Genomic DNA, 17,723 nt, shown 5'->3' on the forward strand with positions numbered 1-17,723 from the left:
GGAACGCGCCGGGTGCCCTCCGGCGGACTCGTAAGATCCACTTCGGCGGGAGCCTTCGCCGGCGCACCCGTGCCGGGACGACGGGGCCCCGAGCACGACAGGAGAGACAGCCGTGGCTGACGCGCGGACCACCCGCTTGACGACCCGACTGGCGGTCCGCGCCTCGCGCGTCGTCGACTCGCCCCGCTTCACCCGCGCCGTCTTCGTCCTCATCGCCGCCAACGCGGTCCTGCTCGGCGCCGAGACCTACAGCGGCGTCGTCGCCGACTGGCTGCCCGTCCTCAAGACCGCCGAGTACCTCTTCCTCGCCGCGTTCACCGTGGAGATCCTGTTCCGCCTGGCCGCCCACGCCGACCGGCCCTCCGCCTTCTTCCGTGACCCCTGGAACCTCTTCGACCTCGCCGTGCTCACCGGCGCCTTCCTGCCCTTCTTCCGCGAGAACACCACCGTGCTGCGGCTGCTGCGACTCGCCCGCGTCCTGCGCGCCGCCCGCTTCCTGCCGCAGCTGCGGGTGGTCATCGTCGCCGTCGGCAAGGCCCTGCCCGGCACCCTGAGCTTCCTCCTCGTCGGCGGCCTGCTCCTCTACGTGTACGCCATGGTCGGCTGGACCTTCTTCGCCGACGACGACCCCGAGCACTTCGGCTCACTGGGCCGGGCCGCGCTCAGCCTCTTCCTCCTCATCACCCTGGACGGCCTCGGCGACGCGGTCCGCACCGGACTGGAGATCTCCCGCTGGACGATCGTGTACTTCGCCTCGTTCGTCCTCTTCGGCTCGTTCCTCCTGGTCAACCTTCTGATCGGCGTAGTCATCGGCTCCCTGGACGAGGCCCGCCGCGAGGCCGAGGCCGAGGACGAGGCCGACCACGGTCCGCCGCCACCGCCCGCCCCGGCCGTCACCCCGGCAGAGCCCCTGTCCCTGCCTCTGTTCCGCGCCCGCATCGCCGCCGCCCGCACCGCCCTGGACGACGCCGAACGGGCCCTCACCCAGTCGGTGTCGGCGACCGCCACCGGGCCGCCCGGGGAGCGGGCCGGGGAACGCGTGGCGGGGTGAGGCGAGGGAGGGAGGGAGGGAGGGCGATGCGTTCCACGTGGCGATGCCAGGGGTGTCCGACACATCCCGCCCGGCGCCCGGCACGCCGAGCGCACGCGCCGGACATCCGGACACTCGGACACGGCGCAGGATGTGTCAGAGACCCCCAGCGGCTCCGATGCGACCCTCCCCCGCCCCGGGTCCGGTCACCGGCCGCCCGAGCGGCCCCCGAGATACCGCGCCAGGTGGTCCGCGGTCGCGGTGCCGCCCTCGCGGGCGACGTCCTCGGGGCGGCCCTGCGCGACGATGCGGCCGCCGTCGTCGCCGGCGCCCGGACCGAGGTCCACGACCCAGTCCGCGGCGGCGACCGTGCGCAGGTCGTGCTCGGCCACGACGACCGTGTTGCCGTCGTCCACCAGGCGCTGGAGGTGGCCGACGAGGAGGTCGACGTCGGCCGGGTGCAGGCCCGAGGTCGGTTCGTCGAGCAGGTACAGGCTGTGCCCGCGTGGCGCCCGGTGCAGTTCGCTCACCAGCTTGATGCGCTGGGCCTCGCCGCCGGAGAGCGTCGTGGCGCTCTGGCCCAGCGTCAGGTAGCCCAGGCCGATGTCGGCGAGCAGGTTCAGGACGCGGGCGGCGGGCCGCACGTCGTGGAGGAACTCCTGGGCCTCCTCCACGCTCATCGCCAGCACGTCCGCGATGGTCCGGCCGCGGTGGCGGACCATGAGCGTCCCCGGGTTGTAGCGGGCACCGAGGCAGACCGGGCAGGGGGAGGTCTCCGTGGGCAGGAAGAGGAGTTCGACGCTGACGACCCCGTCGCCCAGGCAGTGCGGGCAGCGTCCCTGCGGCACGTTGAAGGAGAACCGGCTGGCGGTGTAACCGAGTTCCCGTGCCGTCGGCTGTGCCGCGTACAGCTTGCGGACGCTGTCGAACAGGCCCGTGTAGGTGGCCAGGTTGGAGCGCGGGGTGCGCCCGATGGGCTTCTGGTCGACGACCACCAGCCGGCCGACGTGCTCCAGCCCGGCGGAGGACCGCACCGTCACCCGGTTCTCCGCCCAGGCGGGTACGCCGTCCTCCTCCTCGTCGGCGCCCTCCGCCGCGGAACGGGCCGCCTGGCCCCCGCCGTCGTCGTGCAGCCGCTCGCGGACCGTCTCCGCCAGGGCGCGCCGTACGAGAGTCGACTTGCCGGAGCCGGAGACGCCGGTGACCGCGGTCAGGGTGCCGAGTGGGAAGTCCGCGTCGAGGCCGCGGAGGTTGTTGCCGGTGACGCCGCGCAGCCGCAGCCATTCCCGAGGCTTCCGGGGCTCCTCGGGCCCGGGGGCGGGCGGCGCGTCCGGGGAGAGGTACCAGGCGGTCACCGAGTCGCGCGCCTGGTGCAGCTCCCGCGCGGGCCCGTTGTGCAGGACCCGCCCGCCGTGCCGCCCGGCGCCCGGACCCATGTCGACGATCCAGTCGGCCGCGGCGAGCACCTGAGCGTTGTGCTCCACCACGAAGACGCTGTTGCCGCTTCCCCGCAGCCGCCGCAGAGCGGTGAGCAGCAGCTCCGTGTCGGAGGCGTGCAGCCCGGCCGAGGGCTCGTCCAGGACGTACAGCACGCCGAACAGGCCGCTGCGGAGCTGGGTGGCCAGGTGCAGCCGCTGGAGTTCGCCGCCGGAGAGGGTCGAGGTGGTGCGGGCCGTCGCCAGGTAGCCCAGGCCCAGGTCGGTCAGGGTGCCCAGCTGGTCCTGGAGGCCGGCGACCAGGGCGTGCCCGGCCTGCCTGCGCTCGGCCGGGAGGGCCAGCGTGTCGGGGTGGTCGCGCGCCGCCTCCAGGAAGGCCGAGAGCTGAGCCAGGGGCAGCGAGGTGGCGTACGCGATGTCCTGCCCGGCGACGGTCACCTCCAGCGCCTCGGGCTTCAGGCGCTTGCCGTGGCAGGCCGGGCAGAGCTCCTCGGTCATGAACGAGGCGGCCTTCGCCCGCAGGTGCGCGGCCTTGGAGGTGGCGAAGGTGTGGCTGACCCACCTGCGCGGGCTCATGTAGGTGCCCTGGTAGCTCCGGGCGACGCGGTGGGCCTCGCGCACCGGGTGCACGGTGACCGTCGGCTGCTCGTCCGTGGTCAGCAGCCACTCGCGGCGCTCGGCCGGGAGCGTGCGGAACGGCGCGTCGACGTCGATGCCGAGTTCGGCGAGGATGTCGCGGTAGTTCTTGCCCTGCCACGCGCCCGGCCAGGCCGCGATGGCACCCTCCCGGATGCTCAGCGAGTCGTCGCCCACCAGCTTCGACTCGTCGACGGTGTGCAGGCGCCCGAGGCCCGAGCAGGCCGGGCAGGCGCCCGCCGCGGTGTTCGGCGAGAAGCTGTCCGAGTCCAGCGGGGCCGCGTCGCGCGGGAAGGTCCCGGCCAGGTCCTCGGGGGTGCGCCCGGCCGGGTAGGTGCCGGCTCGGGAGTACAGCATGCGCAGCACGTTCGAGACACGGCTCACCGTGCCCACCGTCGAACGGGTGCTGCCGCCGCCGTGCTGCTGGCGCAGCGCGACCGCCGGGGGCAGACCGGTGATCGAGCCGACCTTCGGGGCGGAGCCCTGGTCGATCAGCCGCCGGGCGTACGGCGCGACCGACTCGAGGTAGCGCTGCTGGGCCTCGGCGTAGAGAGTCGCGAAGGCGAGCGAGGACTTCCCGGAGCCGGACACCCCGGTGAAGGCCACCACGCGGTCGCGGGGCACGTCCACGTCGACATGGCGCAGGTTGTGCTCCGCCGCGTCCCGGACCTTGACCAGCCCGTCGTCACCGGTGTCCGGCGGCCCCGCCTGCGACGGTGCGGATTCAGGCCGGGAGGAAGAGGGCATGGCGGAAAACGTACCTCGGTGGTCCTCGCCGCGCCATCGGCACCCGGTGGCCGGGTGACCGGCGGCCGAAGCGCGCGACGGGGCGCCGCGGGCGGTGCACCCGGGGCTCAGGCGTCGGCGAGGCCGAGCGTGCGGCGGGCCAGCAGCCCGAGCATGGTCGTGGCCCCGGAGACCTCCGGCGGCACGGGCCCGTCGCTGTACACCATGTAGTAGGTGCGCTCCACCGTCCACCACAGGGCGACCACCAGCGCGTGGGCGTCGCCCGCGCCCGGCAGCGCGCCCCGCTCCCGGTCGCGGAGGACGAGGGGGGCGAGCGCGTCGCCCAGGGTGAGGGAGGCGGCGCGCCAGCCGTCCCGGGTCTCGTCGTCCTCACCGATGAACTCGCAGGCGGCCACGAGGAGTTGTCCCTGGTCCTGCCAGACGTCGCGGGCCGATTCGAGGAAGACCGCGAGGACCTCCTCGGTCCGCGCGCCCTCGGCGTCGGCGGCCTGCCGGACCGGCGTCAGCACGCGCTCGTCCAGCACGCGCAGCGCGGCCTCGACCACCGCGTGCTCGTTGCCGCAGTAGAAGTACACGGACGGCCGGTGCGGGTCGAGGGGACCCTTTCCCCGACTGGTCACGCGGGGCTCGGTACGTCCGCCGCCGTGCTGCCGAGCCTGGCTCGGCTGCCGTTCCCTGGCCAGCATCTGATGTCTCCGTATCCGGTCCGTGGGCTGGGCGAAGACGGCCGACTGAGGGCCGACTGCGCTGAGAACAGTACACGGGGGCCGGCCCTCTCGGCCCGCCCGTCCCCACCCCTTCCGGACCGGCCGTCGCGGGCCGTCGCCGGACCCCGCTGACGCGGCGTCGGAAAGCCTCGGTGGCGGCCGGGTCAGGGGCGCAAAACCAGCCGGACCGGGTCGCCCGCCTTGGTCTCCGTACGCCGTACCGCCTCGGCCGCCTGCTCCAGCGGCAGCACGCCGGAGATCGAGCGGGAGAAGTCGAGCCGCCCGCCGCCGGCCAGCGCCACCAGCTCCGGCACGTGGTGCTCGTCCGACCCGTAGTGGCCGCGGATCTGCTGCTGGAGGTAGCTGAAGAGGGTGCCGTCGGCCACGGTGAGCGGGTGGGCGGTGAGCCCGACCAGCACCAGCCGTCCCTTCCGGCCGAGCACCGTGAGCGCCTGCTCGCGTACGGCCGGTACACCCGCGAAGTCGAAGGCGGCCGCCAGTCCGGTACCACCGGTCAGCGCCAGCACCTTCGCCCGCAGTTCCGGTTCGGCCGGGTCGAGGGCCGCGTCGGCGCCGAAAGCGAGCGCCCGCTCGCGGGCGGCCGGCGCCGGGTCGATGGCCACCACCGGGTACGCGCCGATCGCCCGCAGCAGCTGCACGCCGTGCGCCCCGAGCCCGCCCACGCCCCACACGCCGACCGCCTCGCCGGGCCGCACGTCGCCGGTGCCGGTGATGGCGGCCCAGGGCGTGGACACCGCGTCCGGGATGATCGCGGCCTGGTCGAAGGGGATGGCGTCCGGAAGGGGGACCAGCGTGGCCGCCGTCGCCAGCGCGTATTCGGCCCAGCCGCCGTCGTAGTCGACGCCGCGGGTGTAGGTCGTGCCGTTGCGCGACTCTCCGGCCTGGAGTACCACGCGTGCCCCGGGCTGCCAGCCGGTCACGCCGTCGCCGACCGCGTCGACCGTCCCCGCCACCTCGTGGCCCAGCGTCACCGTCTCGCCTTCGAGGTGGAGCGGGCTCAGCGTGCCGTCGATCAGGTGGACGTCGGAGAGGCAGACGCCCGCCGCCTCGACCCTCACCCGGACCTGCCCCGGGCCCGGATCGGGCTTCGGCACGTCCTCGACGGTGAGGGTGCGGGAGGGAACGTGCAGACGCGCGGCGCGCATGGTGTCCATGGGCAGGGGCCTTTCTCGCGGTGCGGGAGGCGCCCGCCGCCGGACGGCGCGACGCCCATCCTCCAACGTACTCCCGGCCCACCGCCACCACCCGGCGGGGGAAGAACGCCCCCGCCCGCCCGGACCGGCGTACGACCCGCACTCCGCAGGGCGTCCGGTGTCCCCGCGGGGGGCCGGCCCGGGGCGGGGGCCGGGGGCCGTGGCAGGGCCGGGAGAACGCCGAGCCCCCGCCCGGTGAGGGCGGGGGCTCGGCGGGCGGTGCTGCCGGGTCTACCAGATCTCGCCGACCCACTCCGGGTGGTCGACGAACGGGTTCCGGTTGTGCTGGTACTGCTCGAAGATCACGTCGTTGCGCCGCTGCTCGAAGCTGTCCGGCGGGTCCTCCTGGCTCCACTGCTTGAGCACCGACAGCTTCCCCATGTAGGGCTGCGAGCCGTTCTCGACCTTGTCGTTGGGCTCCAGGTCGGGGAAGGAGTCGGTGCCCTCGTACCGCACCGCCATGTACAGGATCATGCGCGCCACGTCGCCCTTGACCTCGTCGCGGGGCTCGAACGAGTCGCCGTCGGTGAAGTTGCCGGGCGCGTCGGAGAGTTCCGAGCCGCCCTCGTCGAAGTCCTTGTTGCCGCGCGTGGAGTTGACCTGGACGTCCTCGGGGCGCAGGTGGTGGATGTCGGTACCGGGCCCGGTGGAGGTGCCGAAGTCGCCGTGGGACTTGGCCCAGACGTGCTCCCGGTTCCACTGGCCGCTGCCGCCGCCGTTGCTCTCCTTGGACTGGGAGCGGCCGGTGTAGAGCAGGATCACGTTCGAGGAGTTCGCGGGGTCCTCGTCGGTGTCCTTCAGCGCTTCCCAGACCTGGCTGTACGACAGCTTGGTCTGGTCGCTGATGATGGTGTTCAGTGCCGACTTCAGTTCCTCGCCCGACTTGCCGAGCGCGTCCTGGTAGTACGTGTCGTCCAGGACGGCGGCGGAGGCGGACGCGGCGGGTGCGGTGGCCGGATCACCGGTCGCCGGCCCGGCGGCGCCGAGCGTGCCGATCAGCGCGCCGGCCGCCAGTGCCGCCAGCAGGGGGCGGTGGCCACGAAAGTGACGACGGGACATGTGGGGTGTCCTCTCGGTACGGACACCGCTCGGCCGCCGGAGTGGGGGGAGGGGCCGGACGGTGGGCGTGTGAAGCTCTTCGGTCTGCCGGAGCCTTCCACAGCGCCCGCCACGCTGGATGAACACTCTGTATTCATCATGTGCAGGTCAAGTGTCGGTGGGGTGCGCCGGAGCGTTCCGAGCCGCCGCCACCCCTCCCCGGTACCGCCCTCACCACCCGTCGCGGCGGATCACGCTCTCCACCGGGCGGCGGCTCACCGGCCCGAACCGCCCGCACGGCCACCCCACCGGGATGGCCGCGAAGGTCTTCACGTCCCTCGGGATGGCCAGGGCGTCCTTCCACTCCCGCTCCAGCATCAGGTGCCAGATGGTGATGTTGGCCGCCAGGCCCAGCCCACGCGCCGCCAGCAGCAGGTTCTGCACCCCCGGGTACACGCTCGACGCCTCGGTCAGCGACATGATCCGGCGCTGCCGCCGCGCCAGCCGCAGCGAGGCCGCCACCCCCAGTGCCGCCGCCGACTCCTTCAGCCCGGCCGCGTCCGGCTTCAGCTCCGGATAGCGGTAGCACGGGATGATCAGCGCCGGCGTCTTTGCGAAGTGGTCCCGCTGGTGGTGGATGGCGGCCACCATCCGCTCGTACGCCCCCGGGTCCATCCCCTGCGGCACCGTTCGGCCCGCCGTCGCCATGTACGCGTCCACACACCGCGCCCACAGCGGCGCCAGCCGCGCCATCACCGCCCGGTCGGTCACCACCACGTACTGGTAGCCCTGCGCGTTGGAACCGCTCGGCCCCCACACCGCCGCCTGCACCAGCCGCTCCAGCAGCTCGTCGGGAACCGGGTCGGGCTTCAGCCGGCGCATCGCCCGCAGCGTCGACATGGTCGAGAACAGGCCGGGGTCCGCCGGACTTCCTTGAACGTCCATGGGCCGGGAGCATACGACGGCGCCCGCCGCGGGCCCATACCCTGTACGCCGGGACGGACTGTGCTCGCCGAGGCACTAGCCTGGACGGACGATGAACCGTCTGACCACAGCGTGGGGCACGCACGACCTCACCCGCTTCCCCGAGGACCCCCGCGACCAGCTCCGCGCCTGGGACGCCGCCGACGCCTACCTCCTGCGCCACCTCGCCGAGACCGGCGCCCTGACCGCCGCCGACGGCCCGGACCGGCCGGGCCCGGGTGCGCTCGTCGTCGCCCTGGACCGCTGGGGCGCCCTCACCACCGCTCTCGCCGCCCACCGGCCGATCCAGATCAGCGACTCCCACCTCGCCCGCTCCGCCACCCGCGCCAACCTCGCCCGTGCCGGCCTGGACGACCCAGAGGCCGCCGGCGTACGCCTCCTCACCACCCGTGACACCCCGCCGGAGCGGATCGACGTCCTGCTCGTCCGTGTTCCCAAGAGCCTGGCCCTCCTGGAGGACCAGCTCCACCGCCTCGCCCCCGCCCTGCACCCCGGCACCCTCGTCATCGGCGCCGGCATGGCCAAGGAGATCCACACCTCCACCCTGCGCCTCTTCGAGCGGGTCGTCGGCCCCACCCGCACCTCCCTGGCCGAGCAGAAGGCACGCCTCATCCACGCCACCGTGGCCCGCCGCGACCACCGCGCCCCGAGCCCCTGGCCGCTGCGGTACGCGCTGCCTGACGGCATCGGCCCCATGTCCGGCCGCACCGTCACCAACCACGCCGGGATCTTCTGCGCCGACCGCCTCGACATCGGCACCCGCTTCTTCCTCGGACAGCTCCCGGCGCCCACCGGCCCCGTCCGGGTCGTCGACCTCGGCTGCGGCAACGGCGTCGTCGGCACCGCCGTCGCCCGCACCAGCCCCGAGGCCGAGATCGTCTTCGTCGACGAGTCCCACCAGGCCGTCGCCTCCGCCGAGCGGACCTTCCGCGACAACGCCCCCGACCCCGACCGGGGCACCTTCCTGGTCACCGACGGCCTCGACGACCCGGCCGCCGTCGCCGACTCCTCCACCGACCTGGTGCTGGCCAACCCGCCCTTCCACTCCCACCAGGCCGTCACCGACGCCACCGCCCGCCGGATGTTCGCCGGGGCCCGGCGCGTCCTGCGGCCCGGCGGTGAAATCTGGGTCGTCGCCAACCGCCACCTCGGCCACCACCGGCAGCTGAGGCGCCTCTTCGGCAACTGCGCCACCGTCGCCTCGGACCCGAAGTTCGTCGTCCTGCGGGCCGTCAAGAGCTGATCCCGGCGCCGGTCTCAGTCCGCCGAGCGGACCCAGCCGTCCGCCTCGATCCGTGCAGCGTCCCTGGCCCGCCGCTCGTCGAAGAGCGGGCGGCGGGCCCCGGTCACCCGCACCGCGTCCACGTAGACACCGCGTCCCACGTAGAGCCGGTCGGTCGTGTACCGCCAGCGCAGCCGCACCCGCCGGCCGCCCCAGGCGCCCAGCTCCGCCCGCAGCCCGTGCCAGGCGCGGCCCGACCAGCCGCCCGCCGTCCCCCCGGGGTGCCCGGCCTCCTCCCCGTCCGGGCGGCGGGTGGTGAACGGCACCGGCTGCCATGCTCCACCGTCGGCCGCGACCTCCAGGACCAGCGGGTCGGTGCCCGGCTCGGTGTCCCACCACAGGCCGCAGCTGAGCCGGGCTCCGCCGTCGGGCAGCTTCAGCGGCGGCAGGGTGAGCGTGGCCGTGGTGCCCGAGGCCATCTGCGAGAACCAGGCGGTCCGGCCCTCGCGCGGCACCACCGGCACGGCCCGCGCCATCCGGTCGGCCGCCGCCACCCGCGGCGCGCTGCCCGAGCGCCAGGAACGCACCGGATGGACCGAGTTGCCGAGCACCACCAGGAACGAGTCGGTACTCGGGTCCAGCACCAGGCTCGTCCCGGTGAACCCGGTGTGCCCCGCCGACCTGGGTGTCGCCATCGCCCCCATGTACCAGTGCTGGTACAGCTCGAAACCCAGGCCGTGCGCGTCACCGGGGAACTCCGGGGTGAAGTCCCGGAACATCAGCTCCACCGACTCCTCGCGCAGAATCCGCCGCCCGCCGTACGCGCCCCCGTTCAGTAGCGTCCGGCCCAGCACCGCCAGGTCCCACGCACAGGAGAAGACCCCGGCGTGCCCCGCCACCCCGCCCATGGCGAAGGCGTTCTCGTCGTGCACCTCGCCCCAGACGAGCCCCCGGTCCAGCCCCGACCAGGGCAGCCGGGAGTCCTCCGTCGCCGCGATCCTCGGCCGCCACGACGCCGGCGGGTTGTACCGGGTCCGGGTCATCCCGAGCGGCCCGGTGATCTCCTCGCGCAGCAGCACGTCCAGCGGCGTCCCCGTCACCTCCTCCAGCAACAGCTGCAGGGTGATCAGGTTCAGGTCCGAGTAGAGGTACGCGGTGCCCGGCTCCGCCACCAGCTCCTGCGCCCAGATCCGTGCCAGCCGTGCCTCGTGCGTCGGCTCCTTGTACAACGGAATCCACGACGGGAACCCCGAGGTGTGCGTCAGCAGCTGCACCACGGTCACCGCGCCCTTGCCGCCGCCCGCGAACCCGGGGAGGTACGAGGCGACCGGCGCCCCGAGGTCCAGCTCCCCGTGCTCGATGCGGCCCACCGCCAGCAGCGAGGTGAACAGCTTGGAGACGGACGCCAGGTCGAACACGGTGTCCTCGGCCATCGCGATGCGCCGCTCCGGCGGGAACTCCACCCCGGTGTCACTCGCCTCGTCGTACCGCTCGTAGCGCACCGCGTGCCCGATCGGCTCGTGCAGCGCCACCGTCCCGCCGCGCCCGGCCAGCAGCACCGCCCCGGCGTACCAGGGGTGCGCCGGCGACGGCTCCAGGAACCGCTCCGCGTCGGTGACCAGCTGGCGCAGCTGCCCCGGCAGCAGCCCCGCGTGCCGGGCGCTGCCCCGCCGCAGCGTCGTCCCGCCCGGCACGCGCTCCGGTGCCCGGGGCCCGGCCGCGGCCGGGCCCGCGGGGAACGGCACCAGCGCCAGCGCCCCGCCGAGCGCCAGCGCGGCCGTCCCCAGGCTGCGCCGGGAGACCCCGTCCGCCCGCCGCCCCTCGTCCACCGGCTGCCCGTCCATGAACCGCACCCCCTGAAAGAATCTTTCGAGATGACGTTCGACCCGTGAAACTTTCATGTCATGGCGGGTTCGTGTCAACCCTCTCCGTCCCCGCCGTCCCGGCTCCTCCGCCGCGCGCCACCGGGCAACCGGCCCACCCCGCAACCCCCGAAAGGACGAAGGTCCTGCCCCTACGGGACCAGCGGCCCGGCCGCTCCCGCGCGCGCGGGCGACGCGCGGGCAAGGCTGGAACCAAGGAGGTCCCCATGCCCCAGCCCGCCGCCCCCCGCCCCACCGGAAAACCCGCGCCCAGGAGCACCGCATGACCAGGCCCGTACTCGTCGGCATCGACGGCTCCGGCGAGAGCCTCGACGCGGTCGCCGCCGCCGCCCGCGAAGCGGCCGACCGGGACTGCCCCCTGCGCATCGTCCACGCCTTCATCTGGCCGATGCTCCACGTCCAGCTCACCGGTTCCGCCTACGCCCCCACCGAAGGCGGCCTCCTCAACCAGGCCAGGACCTTCCTCGACGAGGCCGTCGCCCGCGCCGAGGCCACCGTGCCCGGCCTGGAGACCGACCCCGAACTCGTCACCGGCGAGGCGCTCTCGGTCCTGGCCGCCGAATCCCGCGACGCCGTCCTCACCGTCGTCGCCAGCCGCGGCCTCGGCGGCTTCAGCAGCCTCCTCCTCGGCTCCACCGCGGTCCACCTCGCTGCCCACGGCGAGAGCCCCGTCCTCGTCCTGCGGGGCCGCCCCGACCCCGAGGGCCCCGTCGTCCTCGGCCTCGACGGCTCCCCGCAGGCGGACGGCGCCGTCGGCTTCGCCTTCGCCACCGCCGCCCGCCGCGCCGCGCCGCTCGTCGCCCTCCACGCCTGGAGCAACTGGACCCAGCCCGCCCACCGCAACCCCGGCGAACCCATGCCCCTCGTCACCGACCTTGACCGCCTCCAGGAGGACGAGCAGCGCCTGCTCGCCGAGGCCCTCGCCGGCTGGCAGGCCCGCTACCCCGAGGTGCGGGTCGAACGCCGCCTGCTCCGCTCCCGCACCCGGCCCGCCCTCATCGAGGCCAGCCGCAGCGCCCAGCTGATCGTCGTCGGCGCCCGGGGGCGGGGCGGCTTCACCGGCCTGCTGCTCGGCTCCGCCAGCCAGGCCCTGCTCCACCACGCCGACTGCCCCGTCGCCGTCATCCGTGACGTGCCCGCCGACAGCTGACCCGGCGGCGCGCCCGGAATCCGCCGCCCGGGACGCGCCGCACCCGGCGCCGCACCGCCCTTGACCCGCCCGCCCGGTGGACCGAGGATCACGCCATGACGGCACCCCGAGGCAACACCGTCGACGGAGTGCTGCGCCGCAGCGCCCGCCGCACCCCGCACGCCACCGCCCTGCGCTACGCCGACCGCGTCTGGAGCTACGCCGCCCTCGACGAGGCCGTGTCGGCCGCCGCCCAGGTCCTCACCGCCCACGGCCTCGCCCCCGGCGACCGCGTCGCCGCCTACGGCCACAACTCCGACGCGTACCTCATCGGCTTCCTCGCCTGCTCCCGCGCCGGCCTGATCCACGTGCCCGTCAACCAGAACCTCACCGGCGCCGGCCTCATCCACATCCTCACCAGCTCCGGCAGCCGCACCGTCCTGGCCGACCCCGCCCTCGCCGGGCGCCTCCCCGACGGCACCGACGTGCTGCCGCTGCGCGACACCGGCGACTCCCTGCTCACCCTCCTCGCCGACGCGCCCGCGTACGACGGACCCGAGCCCGCTCCCGACTCCGTCGCCCAGCTCCTCTACACCTCCGGCACCACCGCCCTGCCCAAGGGCGCCATGATGAGCCACCGCGCCCTCGTCCACGCCTACACCAGCGCCCTGCACACCCTCGGCCTGAGCGCCCAGGACCGGCCCCTGCACACCCTGCCGCTCTACCACTCGGCGCAGATGCACGTCTTCCTGCTGCCGTACCTCGCCGTCGGCGCCGACAACACCGTTCTCGACGGACCCGACCCCGAGCGCGTCCTCTCCCTGGTGGAAGCGGGACGCGCCGACTCCCTCTTCGCCCCGCCCACGGTCTGGATCGCCCTCTCCCAGCACCCCTCGTTCGCCACCAGGGACCTGACCGCCCTGCGCAAGGCGTTCTACGGCGCCTCGGTCATGCCGGTCCCCGTGCTGGAGCGGCTCCGCGCCCGCCTGCCGGAACTCGCCTTCTTCAACTGCTTCGGGCAGAGCGAGATCGGCCCGCTCGCCCTGGTGCTCGGCCCCGACGAGCACCAGGGCCGCCTCGACTCCTGCGGCCGGCCCGTCCTCTTCGTGGAGGCCCGCGTCGTCGACGAGGACGGCCAGGAGGTCCCCGACGGCGCCCCCGGTGAGATCGTCTACCGCTCCCCGCAGCTCTGCGACGGCTACTGGGGCCTGCCCGAGGAGAGCGCCGAGGCGTTCCGCGGCGGCTGGTTCCACTCCGGCGACCTCGCCGTCCGCGACGAGGAGGGCTACTTCACCGTCGTCGACCGGCTCAAGGACGTCATCAACTCCGGCGGCGTCCTCGTAGCCTCCCGCCAGGTCGAGGACGCCCTCTACACCCACCCGGCCGTCGCCGAGACCGCCGTCGTCGGCCTCCCCGACGACAAGTGGATCGAGGCCGTCACCGCCGTCGTCGTCGCCCGCGCCGGGACCACCGAGGCCGAACTCCTCGCCCACATCCGCGAACGCCTCGCCTCCTTCCAGACGCCCAAGCGGATCGTCTTCACCGACACCCTCCCGCGCAACGCCAGCGGCAAGATCCTCAAACGCGAACTCCGCGACCGCCTCGGCCGTCCCGACTGAACCCGTACGGCTCCCACCGGCGCCCGCCGTGGGCCACCCGGCCGCGACACGGGACCAAGGACCCTGCCTTCCGGCCCCTGACTGAGCGAAGCTGGCAGCGGAACCAGCCGCACCACCGCTGCGCCCCGGAGGCGAGAGAACCATGAGTACCCTGCCCGTCATCGCGGCCGTCGACGGATCGGACGACAGCACCCGCGCCCTGGAATGGGCCCTGGAGGAGGCCCGCCTGCGCGAGGCCCCGCTGCGCGTCGTCCACGCCGTCCGCACCGCCACCGCGCGCGGCGCCCGACCCCCCGCCGGGGCCGCCGCCCCCGACAGCGCCGTCATCGCCGAGACGCGCCAGGCCCTCGCCGGCCGCCCCGGACTCCCGGAACTTTCCTTCGCCACCCTCGACTCCAGCGCCACCTCGATCCTCCCCGACCTCGGCGCCGAGGCCCAGCTGCTCGTCCTCGGCTCGCGCGGGCGGGGCGGCTTCGCCAGCCTCCTCCTCGGCTCCAACGGCATGGCCTGTGCCCGCGACGCCGACAGCCCCGTCGTCGTCGTGCCCCGCCCCGGCCGCGAGGTCCACACCGACGCGCCGGCACCGGCCCCCGGCCCCCGCGTCGTCCTCGGCATGTCCGCCGAGTTCCCCGACCCCGCCGACCCCGGCCCCGACCCGTCCCTCGCCTTCGCCTACCGGGAGGCCGCCCTCCGCTCCGCCCGGCTGCACGTGGTCTGCGCGTACCCCTGGCCCGTCGTCGCCTGGGCCGCCGCGGGGGAGTACCTGCCGTCCGCCGCCGACCAGGAGGCCGCCGAGGCCGAATGCCGACAGATGGTCGCCGAGCGCGTCGCCACCCTGAAGGACGCCTACCCGCAGGTCACTGCGGAGGCCGAGGTCTCCCCGGGCGATGCCGCCGGCCACCTGGTCGCCGCCGCCCGCGGCGCCGACCTGGTCGTCGTCGGCCGCCACCGCCCCCGCGCCTTCTCACCCGTACGGATGCTCGGTTCGGTCACCCACGCCGTCCTCCTGCACGCCCCCGCCCCCGTCGCCGTCGTCCCCACCTCCCAGGAGATCGTGGAAGCCGCCGCGGCCTCCGGTGAAGGCGCCGCCTGAGCCCGGGGCCCGCGCCCGGGCGGGCGCGGGCCCCGGGCAGCCTCCCCGGACACGGGGGTCACCCCCTCGCCCCCCTCTGAACGACCCGCACCCGCACCGGTACCGGCCGCCGCCCGGCACCGCCGTGCACGTACCATGGCGGCATGTCCTTCCTCCGCCGCCGCAGCGCCGCCACACCAGCGGGCCCGGACTTCGACGTCCTGGCCATGGACCCCGAGGACTGGCCGGGCAATCTCGGCGCGGGGCTGCTGCCCGCGCCCGACGGCTCCTGCCAGGGCGTCTTCCTGCGCTACGACCTGTTCGGCGGCCGCGGACCGGCGATGGTCATCGGCAACCTCCCGGAGGGCTCGCCCGCCCGCGACCTCGCCGACAAGCAGCCCCCGTTCGAGGTCGCCCAGCTCCTCCTCGCCCTCGGCAACGACGAGGAGGTCGAGGTCGTCGGCACCGAGGACGTTCCCGTGATGCAGGGCGACAACCTCCTGATCGTGCGCCGCGTCAAGCTCTCGGAGAGCCGCGTCTCCTGCGTCCAGTTCGACCGCAGCGACAACGTCCTGGTCACCGTCGCCGCCTGGGACCGCCCCATCACCGACGACCTGTACGCCCTCCTCAAGCCGCTGCCCGCCGAACTCTTCCAGCAGGGCTGAGCACCGCGGACCACACCGGCCGGGAACCGCCTCAGCGGTTCCCGGCCGGCGCCGTCCCGTGGCGCCCTCAGCGCCGGGCCGCGCGCACCACCACGTCCTCGGCCCGCACGTAGCCGACCCGGTGCCCGTACTGGACCTCGTAGTACCGCTGCTTCCCGCGCACCACCGTGTGCCCGGACGTGTCGAAGGCCGGCGCGAAGTAGTACTCGCCCGGCACCTCGCCGCCGGTGGCGTAGCGCTGGCCCGCCGCGATCCGGTACGGGAGCGGCACGATCTCCTGCGGGGTGATGCCCGCCGGGTACGCCTCCTTCTCCGGGTACGCCCTGCCGTACACCGGGACCTCCGCCAGGCCCGGCCTCGGCGTCAGCACCCGGCCCGAGGCGGGGAGGGCCACCGGCGCCCGGCGCGGGTTCTTGAACCACGCCTTCTGCCCGAGGTACCAGACGGCCGTCCACTCGCCGCGCCGCTCGGCCACCGCGTAGCTCTGCCCGGCCGAGACCCGCGACCCCAGGTCGTTCACGTCGATGGTGGACGGCGAGCCGTCCGGGCGCAGCCCGATGTCCTGGACCAGCGGCGCGTCCTCGTGCGGCGCCGTGTACACCCGCACCGCGCTGGACCCGTGCGGCGCGCACGGTTCGCCCGCCTTCTCGCAGCCGGTGAACTCCGGCCGGTTCTTCCCGTACTCGGGCGCGATCGTGACCAGTTCGGCGTTCTTCCCCGCCGACGCCTTCAGCGGCGCGCCGAGCAGCGCGAAGTAGTGCTGCCAGTCCCAGTACGGGCCCGGGTCGGTGTGCATCCCCGGGATCGTCCCCGCCGTCGTCCCCGGCACCGTGTCGTGCCCGAGGATGTGCTGCCGGTCCAGCGGGATGCCGTACTTCTTCGCCAGGTGCGACACGAGCCGCGCCGAGGTCCGGTACATCGCCTCCGTGTACCAGGCGTCCGGGTCGGCGAGGAACCCCTCGTGCTCCAGCCCGATCGACTTCGCGTTGGTGTACCAGTTGCCCGCGTGCCAGCCCACGTCCTTGGTCCGCAGGTGCTGGGCGACGTGGCCGTCCGTGGCGCGCAGCGAGTAGTGCCACGACACGTACTCCGGGTCCTGCACCAGCTCCAGCGTGTTGTCCCAGGTCGCCTCCGTGTCGTGGATGACGATCGAGTCGATCCGCGAGCTGCGCGGGCGGTCCGCCTTGTCGTGGTTGCCGTAGTCGCCCTCCCCGAACTCCTCGTACGGAGCCGGCAGCCACTCGCATGAGACGGTGCGCGGGCACTCCACCGGCCCCTTCGCGCCGTCCTCGCGCAGACCGGGGCCCGCCGCCCGGGAGGCGTCCGGCACCGCTTCGGGCTGCGGGGCGAGGGCCACCCGGCCGCCGCTGTCGGTGGTCCGGGCCCCACCGGAGCGCAGCACCGAGAAGACCTCGTCGGCGTAGGCCGTGGCGGTCGCCCGGTCCTCGGCGCCGGAGAAGGCCGCCACCGCGCCGTACCAGTCGGCCGCGTCACCGCCGGGCGCCGCCCCGCGCTCCCGCTGCGCCTCGGCCAGCAGGGCGGCACCGCCGCGGATGTTGGCGGCCGGGTCGCTGCGCAGCCGCTCGGCCGGCAGCCCGCTCAGCCGCGCCGCTGCGCGCAGGGTCGTCAGCCGCTCCGGCAGCTCCCCGTCCGCCGAGGGCAGCACCGGCTCAGCGGTGCGGGCGGGCCGGGAGTCGTCACCGCGCGCGTCCTCGCCGTGCTCCCCGTGGTGGCCCGCCGAGCGGGCCAGCGCCGTGCGCGCGTCGGTCAGGTGCATCGGCCCGTACCCGCCGGTGACGCTCGGCGCCCCACCGTGCGTGTCCCACCGCGACTGGAGGTACGCCACGCCCAGCAGCACGCTTTCGGGCACCCGGTACTCGCGGGCCGCCGCCGCGAACGCCCCCTGGAGCCCGGTGTCCGCCTCCGCCGGGGCAGGGCCGGGGGCCGCGCCCAGCAGCGGCAGCACCAGCGCGGCACTGGCCAGCGCCGCCAGCCCCGTCCTGCGGGCTCTGAGCCCGCCCGCACCGAAGAGAGCAGGGACGTTTCTTCGCACAGGGCCTCCTGGGAAGGGGCCGCGCGCCGCCCGGACGCGCGGAACAGCGGGAGCCCGGACCGCGGCGCGTACGTGATCACCGCGGCGGGCGTGGACCAGTGGTACCGGCTTGACGATGATCCGTCAACAGGAGTCTGGGGGCGGGCATTTGGCGTCCGGCACGCCCGCCACGCCACCCTTGCGGGCCCCTTTCAGGACGCGTGCCGCCCAGGCCTGGGACGCGTCACTGGAGTACACCTCTGCCGCCGCCCGCACCCCCCCCGCGGACGCAGAGCGCGGTCCCCCCTC

General features: G+C 74.7%; 13 protein-coding genes. 6 read left to right on the forward strand and 7 right to left on the reverse strand.

Annotated features, from left to right (window positions below; genetic code table 11):
* Nucleotides 1-112: 112 nt before the first annotated feature.
* The gene (locus ACSLIC_RS25590) at nt 113-1,051 is read left to right on the forward strand and encodes an ion transporter (RefSeq protein ID WP_436740054.1); all 939 of its coding nucleotides are present in this window, start codon (nt 113-115) and stop codon (nt 1,049-1,051) included.
* Nucleotides 1,052-1,236: 185 nt separating this feature from the next.
* On the opposite strand, the gene ACSLIC_RS25595 is transcribed toward ACSLIC_RS25590, so the two are convergent.
* From ACSLIC_RS25595 to ACSLIC_RS25615, 5 genes are all read right to left on the reverse strand, one after another.
* Nucleotides 1,237-3,849 carry an ABC transporter gene (locus ACSLIC_RS25595; protein WP_436740055.1) on the reverse strand — a complete coding sequence of 871 codons (2,613 nt, stop codon included), beginning with the start codon at nt 3,847-3,849 and terminating at the stop codon, nt 1,237-1,239.
* A gap of 107 nt (nt 3,850-3,956) precedes the next feature.
* On the reverse strand, nt 3,957-4,469 hold the full coding sequence (locus tag ACSLIC_RS25600) for a TetR family transcriptional regulator (protein ID WP_436740056.1): 513 nt from the start codon (nt 4,467-4,469) through the stop codon (nt 3,957-3,959).
* A gap of 251 nt (nt 4,470-4,720) precedes the next feature.
* A complete protein-coding gene (locus ACSLIC_RS25605; RefSeq protein WP_436740057.1) occupies nt 4,721-5,731 on the reverse strand; it encodes a zinc-binding dehydrogenase in 1,011 nt (336 codons plus the stop codon).
* 270 nt (nt 5,732-6,001) lie between these two features.
* Entirely contained in the window at nt 6,002-6,829 is an 828-nt protein-coding gene (locus tag ACSLIC_RS25610; RefSeq protein WP_436740058.1) for an endonuclease I family protein, read from the reverse strand.
* A gap of 210 nt (nt 6,830-7,039) precedes the next feature.
* Nucleotides 7,040-7,708 (reverse strand): nitroreductase family protein, encoded by a 669-nt coding sequence (locus ACSLIC_RS25615; protein WP_436740484.1) that lies wholly within the window; start codon nt 7,706-7,708, stop codon nt 7,040-7,042.
* 136 nt (nt 7,709-7,844) lie between these two features.
* On the opposite strand from ACSLIC_RS25615, the gene ACSLIC_RS25620 reads away from it, so the two are divergent.
* The gene (locus ACSLIC_RS25620; protein ID WP_436740059.1) at nt 7,845-9,035 is read left to right on the forward strand and encodes a methyltransferase; all 1,191 of its coding nucleotides are present in this window, start codon (nt 7,845-7,847) and stop codon (nt 9,033-9,035) included.
* Nucleotides 9,036-9,049: 14 nt separating this feature from the next.
* Here ACSLIC_RS25620 and ACSLIC_RS25625 read toward each other — a convergent pair whose 3' ends face one another.
* On the reverse strand, nt 9,050-10,858 hold the full coding sequence (locus tag ACSLIC_RS25625) for a serine hydrolase (protein ID WP_436740060.1): 1,809 nt from the start codon (nt 10,856-10,858) through the stop codon (nt 9,050-9,052).
* A gap of 301 nt (nt 10,859-11,159) precedes the next feature.
* On the opposite strand from ACSLIC_RS25625, the gene ACSLIC_RS25630 reads away from it, so the two are divergent.
* The 4 genes from ACSLIC_RS25630 to ACSLIC_RS25645 all read left to right on the forward strand — a co-directional run bounded on the left by ACSLIC_RS25630 (nt 11,160) and on the right by ACSLIC_RS25645 (nt 15,382).
* A complete protein-coding gene (locus ACSLIC_RS25630; RefSeq protein WP_436740061.1) occupies nt 11,160-12,047 on the forward strand; it encodes a universal stress protein in 888 nt (295 codons plus the stop codon).
* Nucleotides 12,048-12,142: 95 nt separating this feature from the next.
* The gene (locus ACSLIC_RS25635) at nt 12,143-13,645 is read left to right on the forward strand and encodes a fatty acyl-CoA synthetase (RefSeq protein WP_436740062.1); all 1,503 of its coding nucleotides are present in this window, start codon (nt 12,143-12,145) and stop codon (nt 13,643-13,645) included.
* 142 nt (nt 13,646-13,787) lie between these two features.
* Entirely contained in the window at nt 13,788-14,738 is a 951-nt protein-coding gene (locus ACSLIC_RS25640) for a universal stress protein (RefSeq protein ID WP_436740063.1), read from the forward strand.
* Between the two features lie 143 nt (nt 14,739-14,881).
* Complete coding sequence (locus ACSLIC_RS25645) at nt 14,882-15,382, forward strand: hypothetical protein (protein WP_436740064.1); 501 nt, start codon at nt 14,882-14,884, stop codon at nt 15,380-15,382.
* A gap of 67 nt (nt 15,383-15,449) precedes the next feature.
* Here ACSLIC_RS25645 and ACSLIC_RS25650 read toward each other — a convergent pair whose 3' ends face one another.
* Entirely contained in the window at nt 15,450-17,375 is a 1,926-nt protein-coding gene (locus tag ACSLIC_RS25650; RefSeq protein WP_436740485.1) for an N-acetylmuramoyl-L-alanine amidase, read from the reverse strand.
* Nucleotides 17,376-17,723 lie beyond the last annotated feature (348 nt).

The sequence above is a fragment of the Streptomyces sp. BBFR102 genome, assembly GCF_051397025.1.
GTDB lineage: Bacteria > Actinomycetota > Actinomycetes > Streptomycetales > Streptomycetaceae > Streptomyces.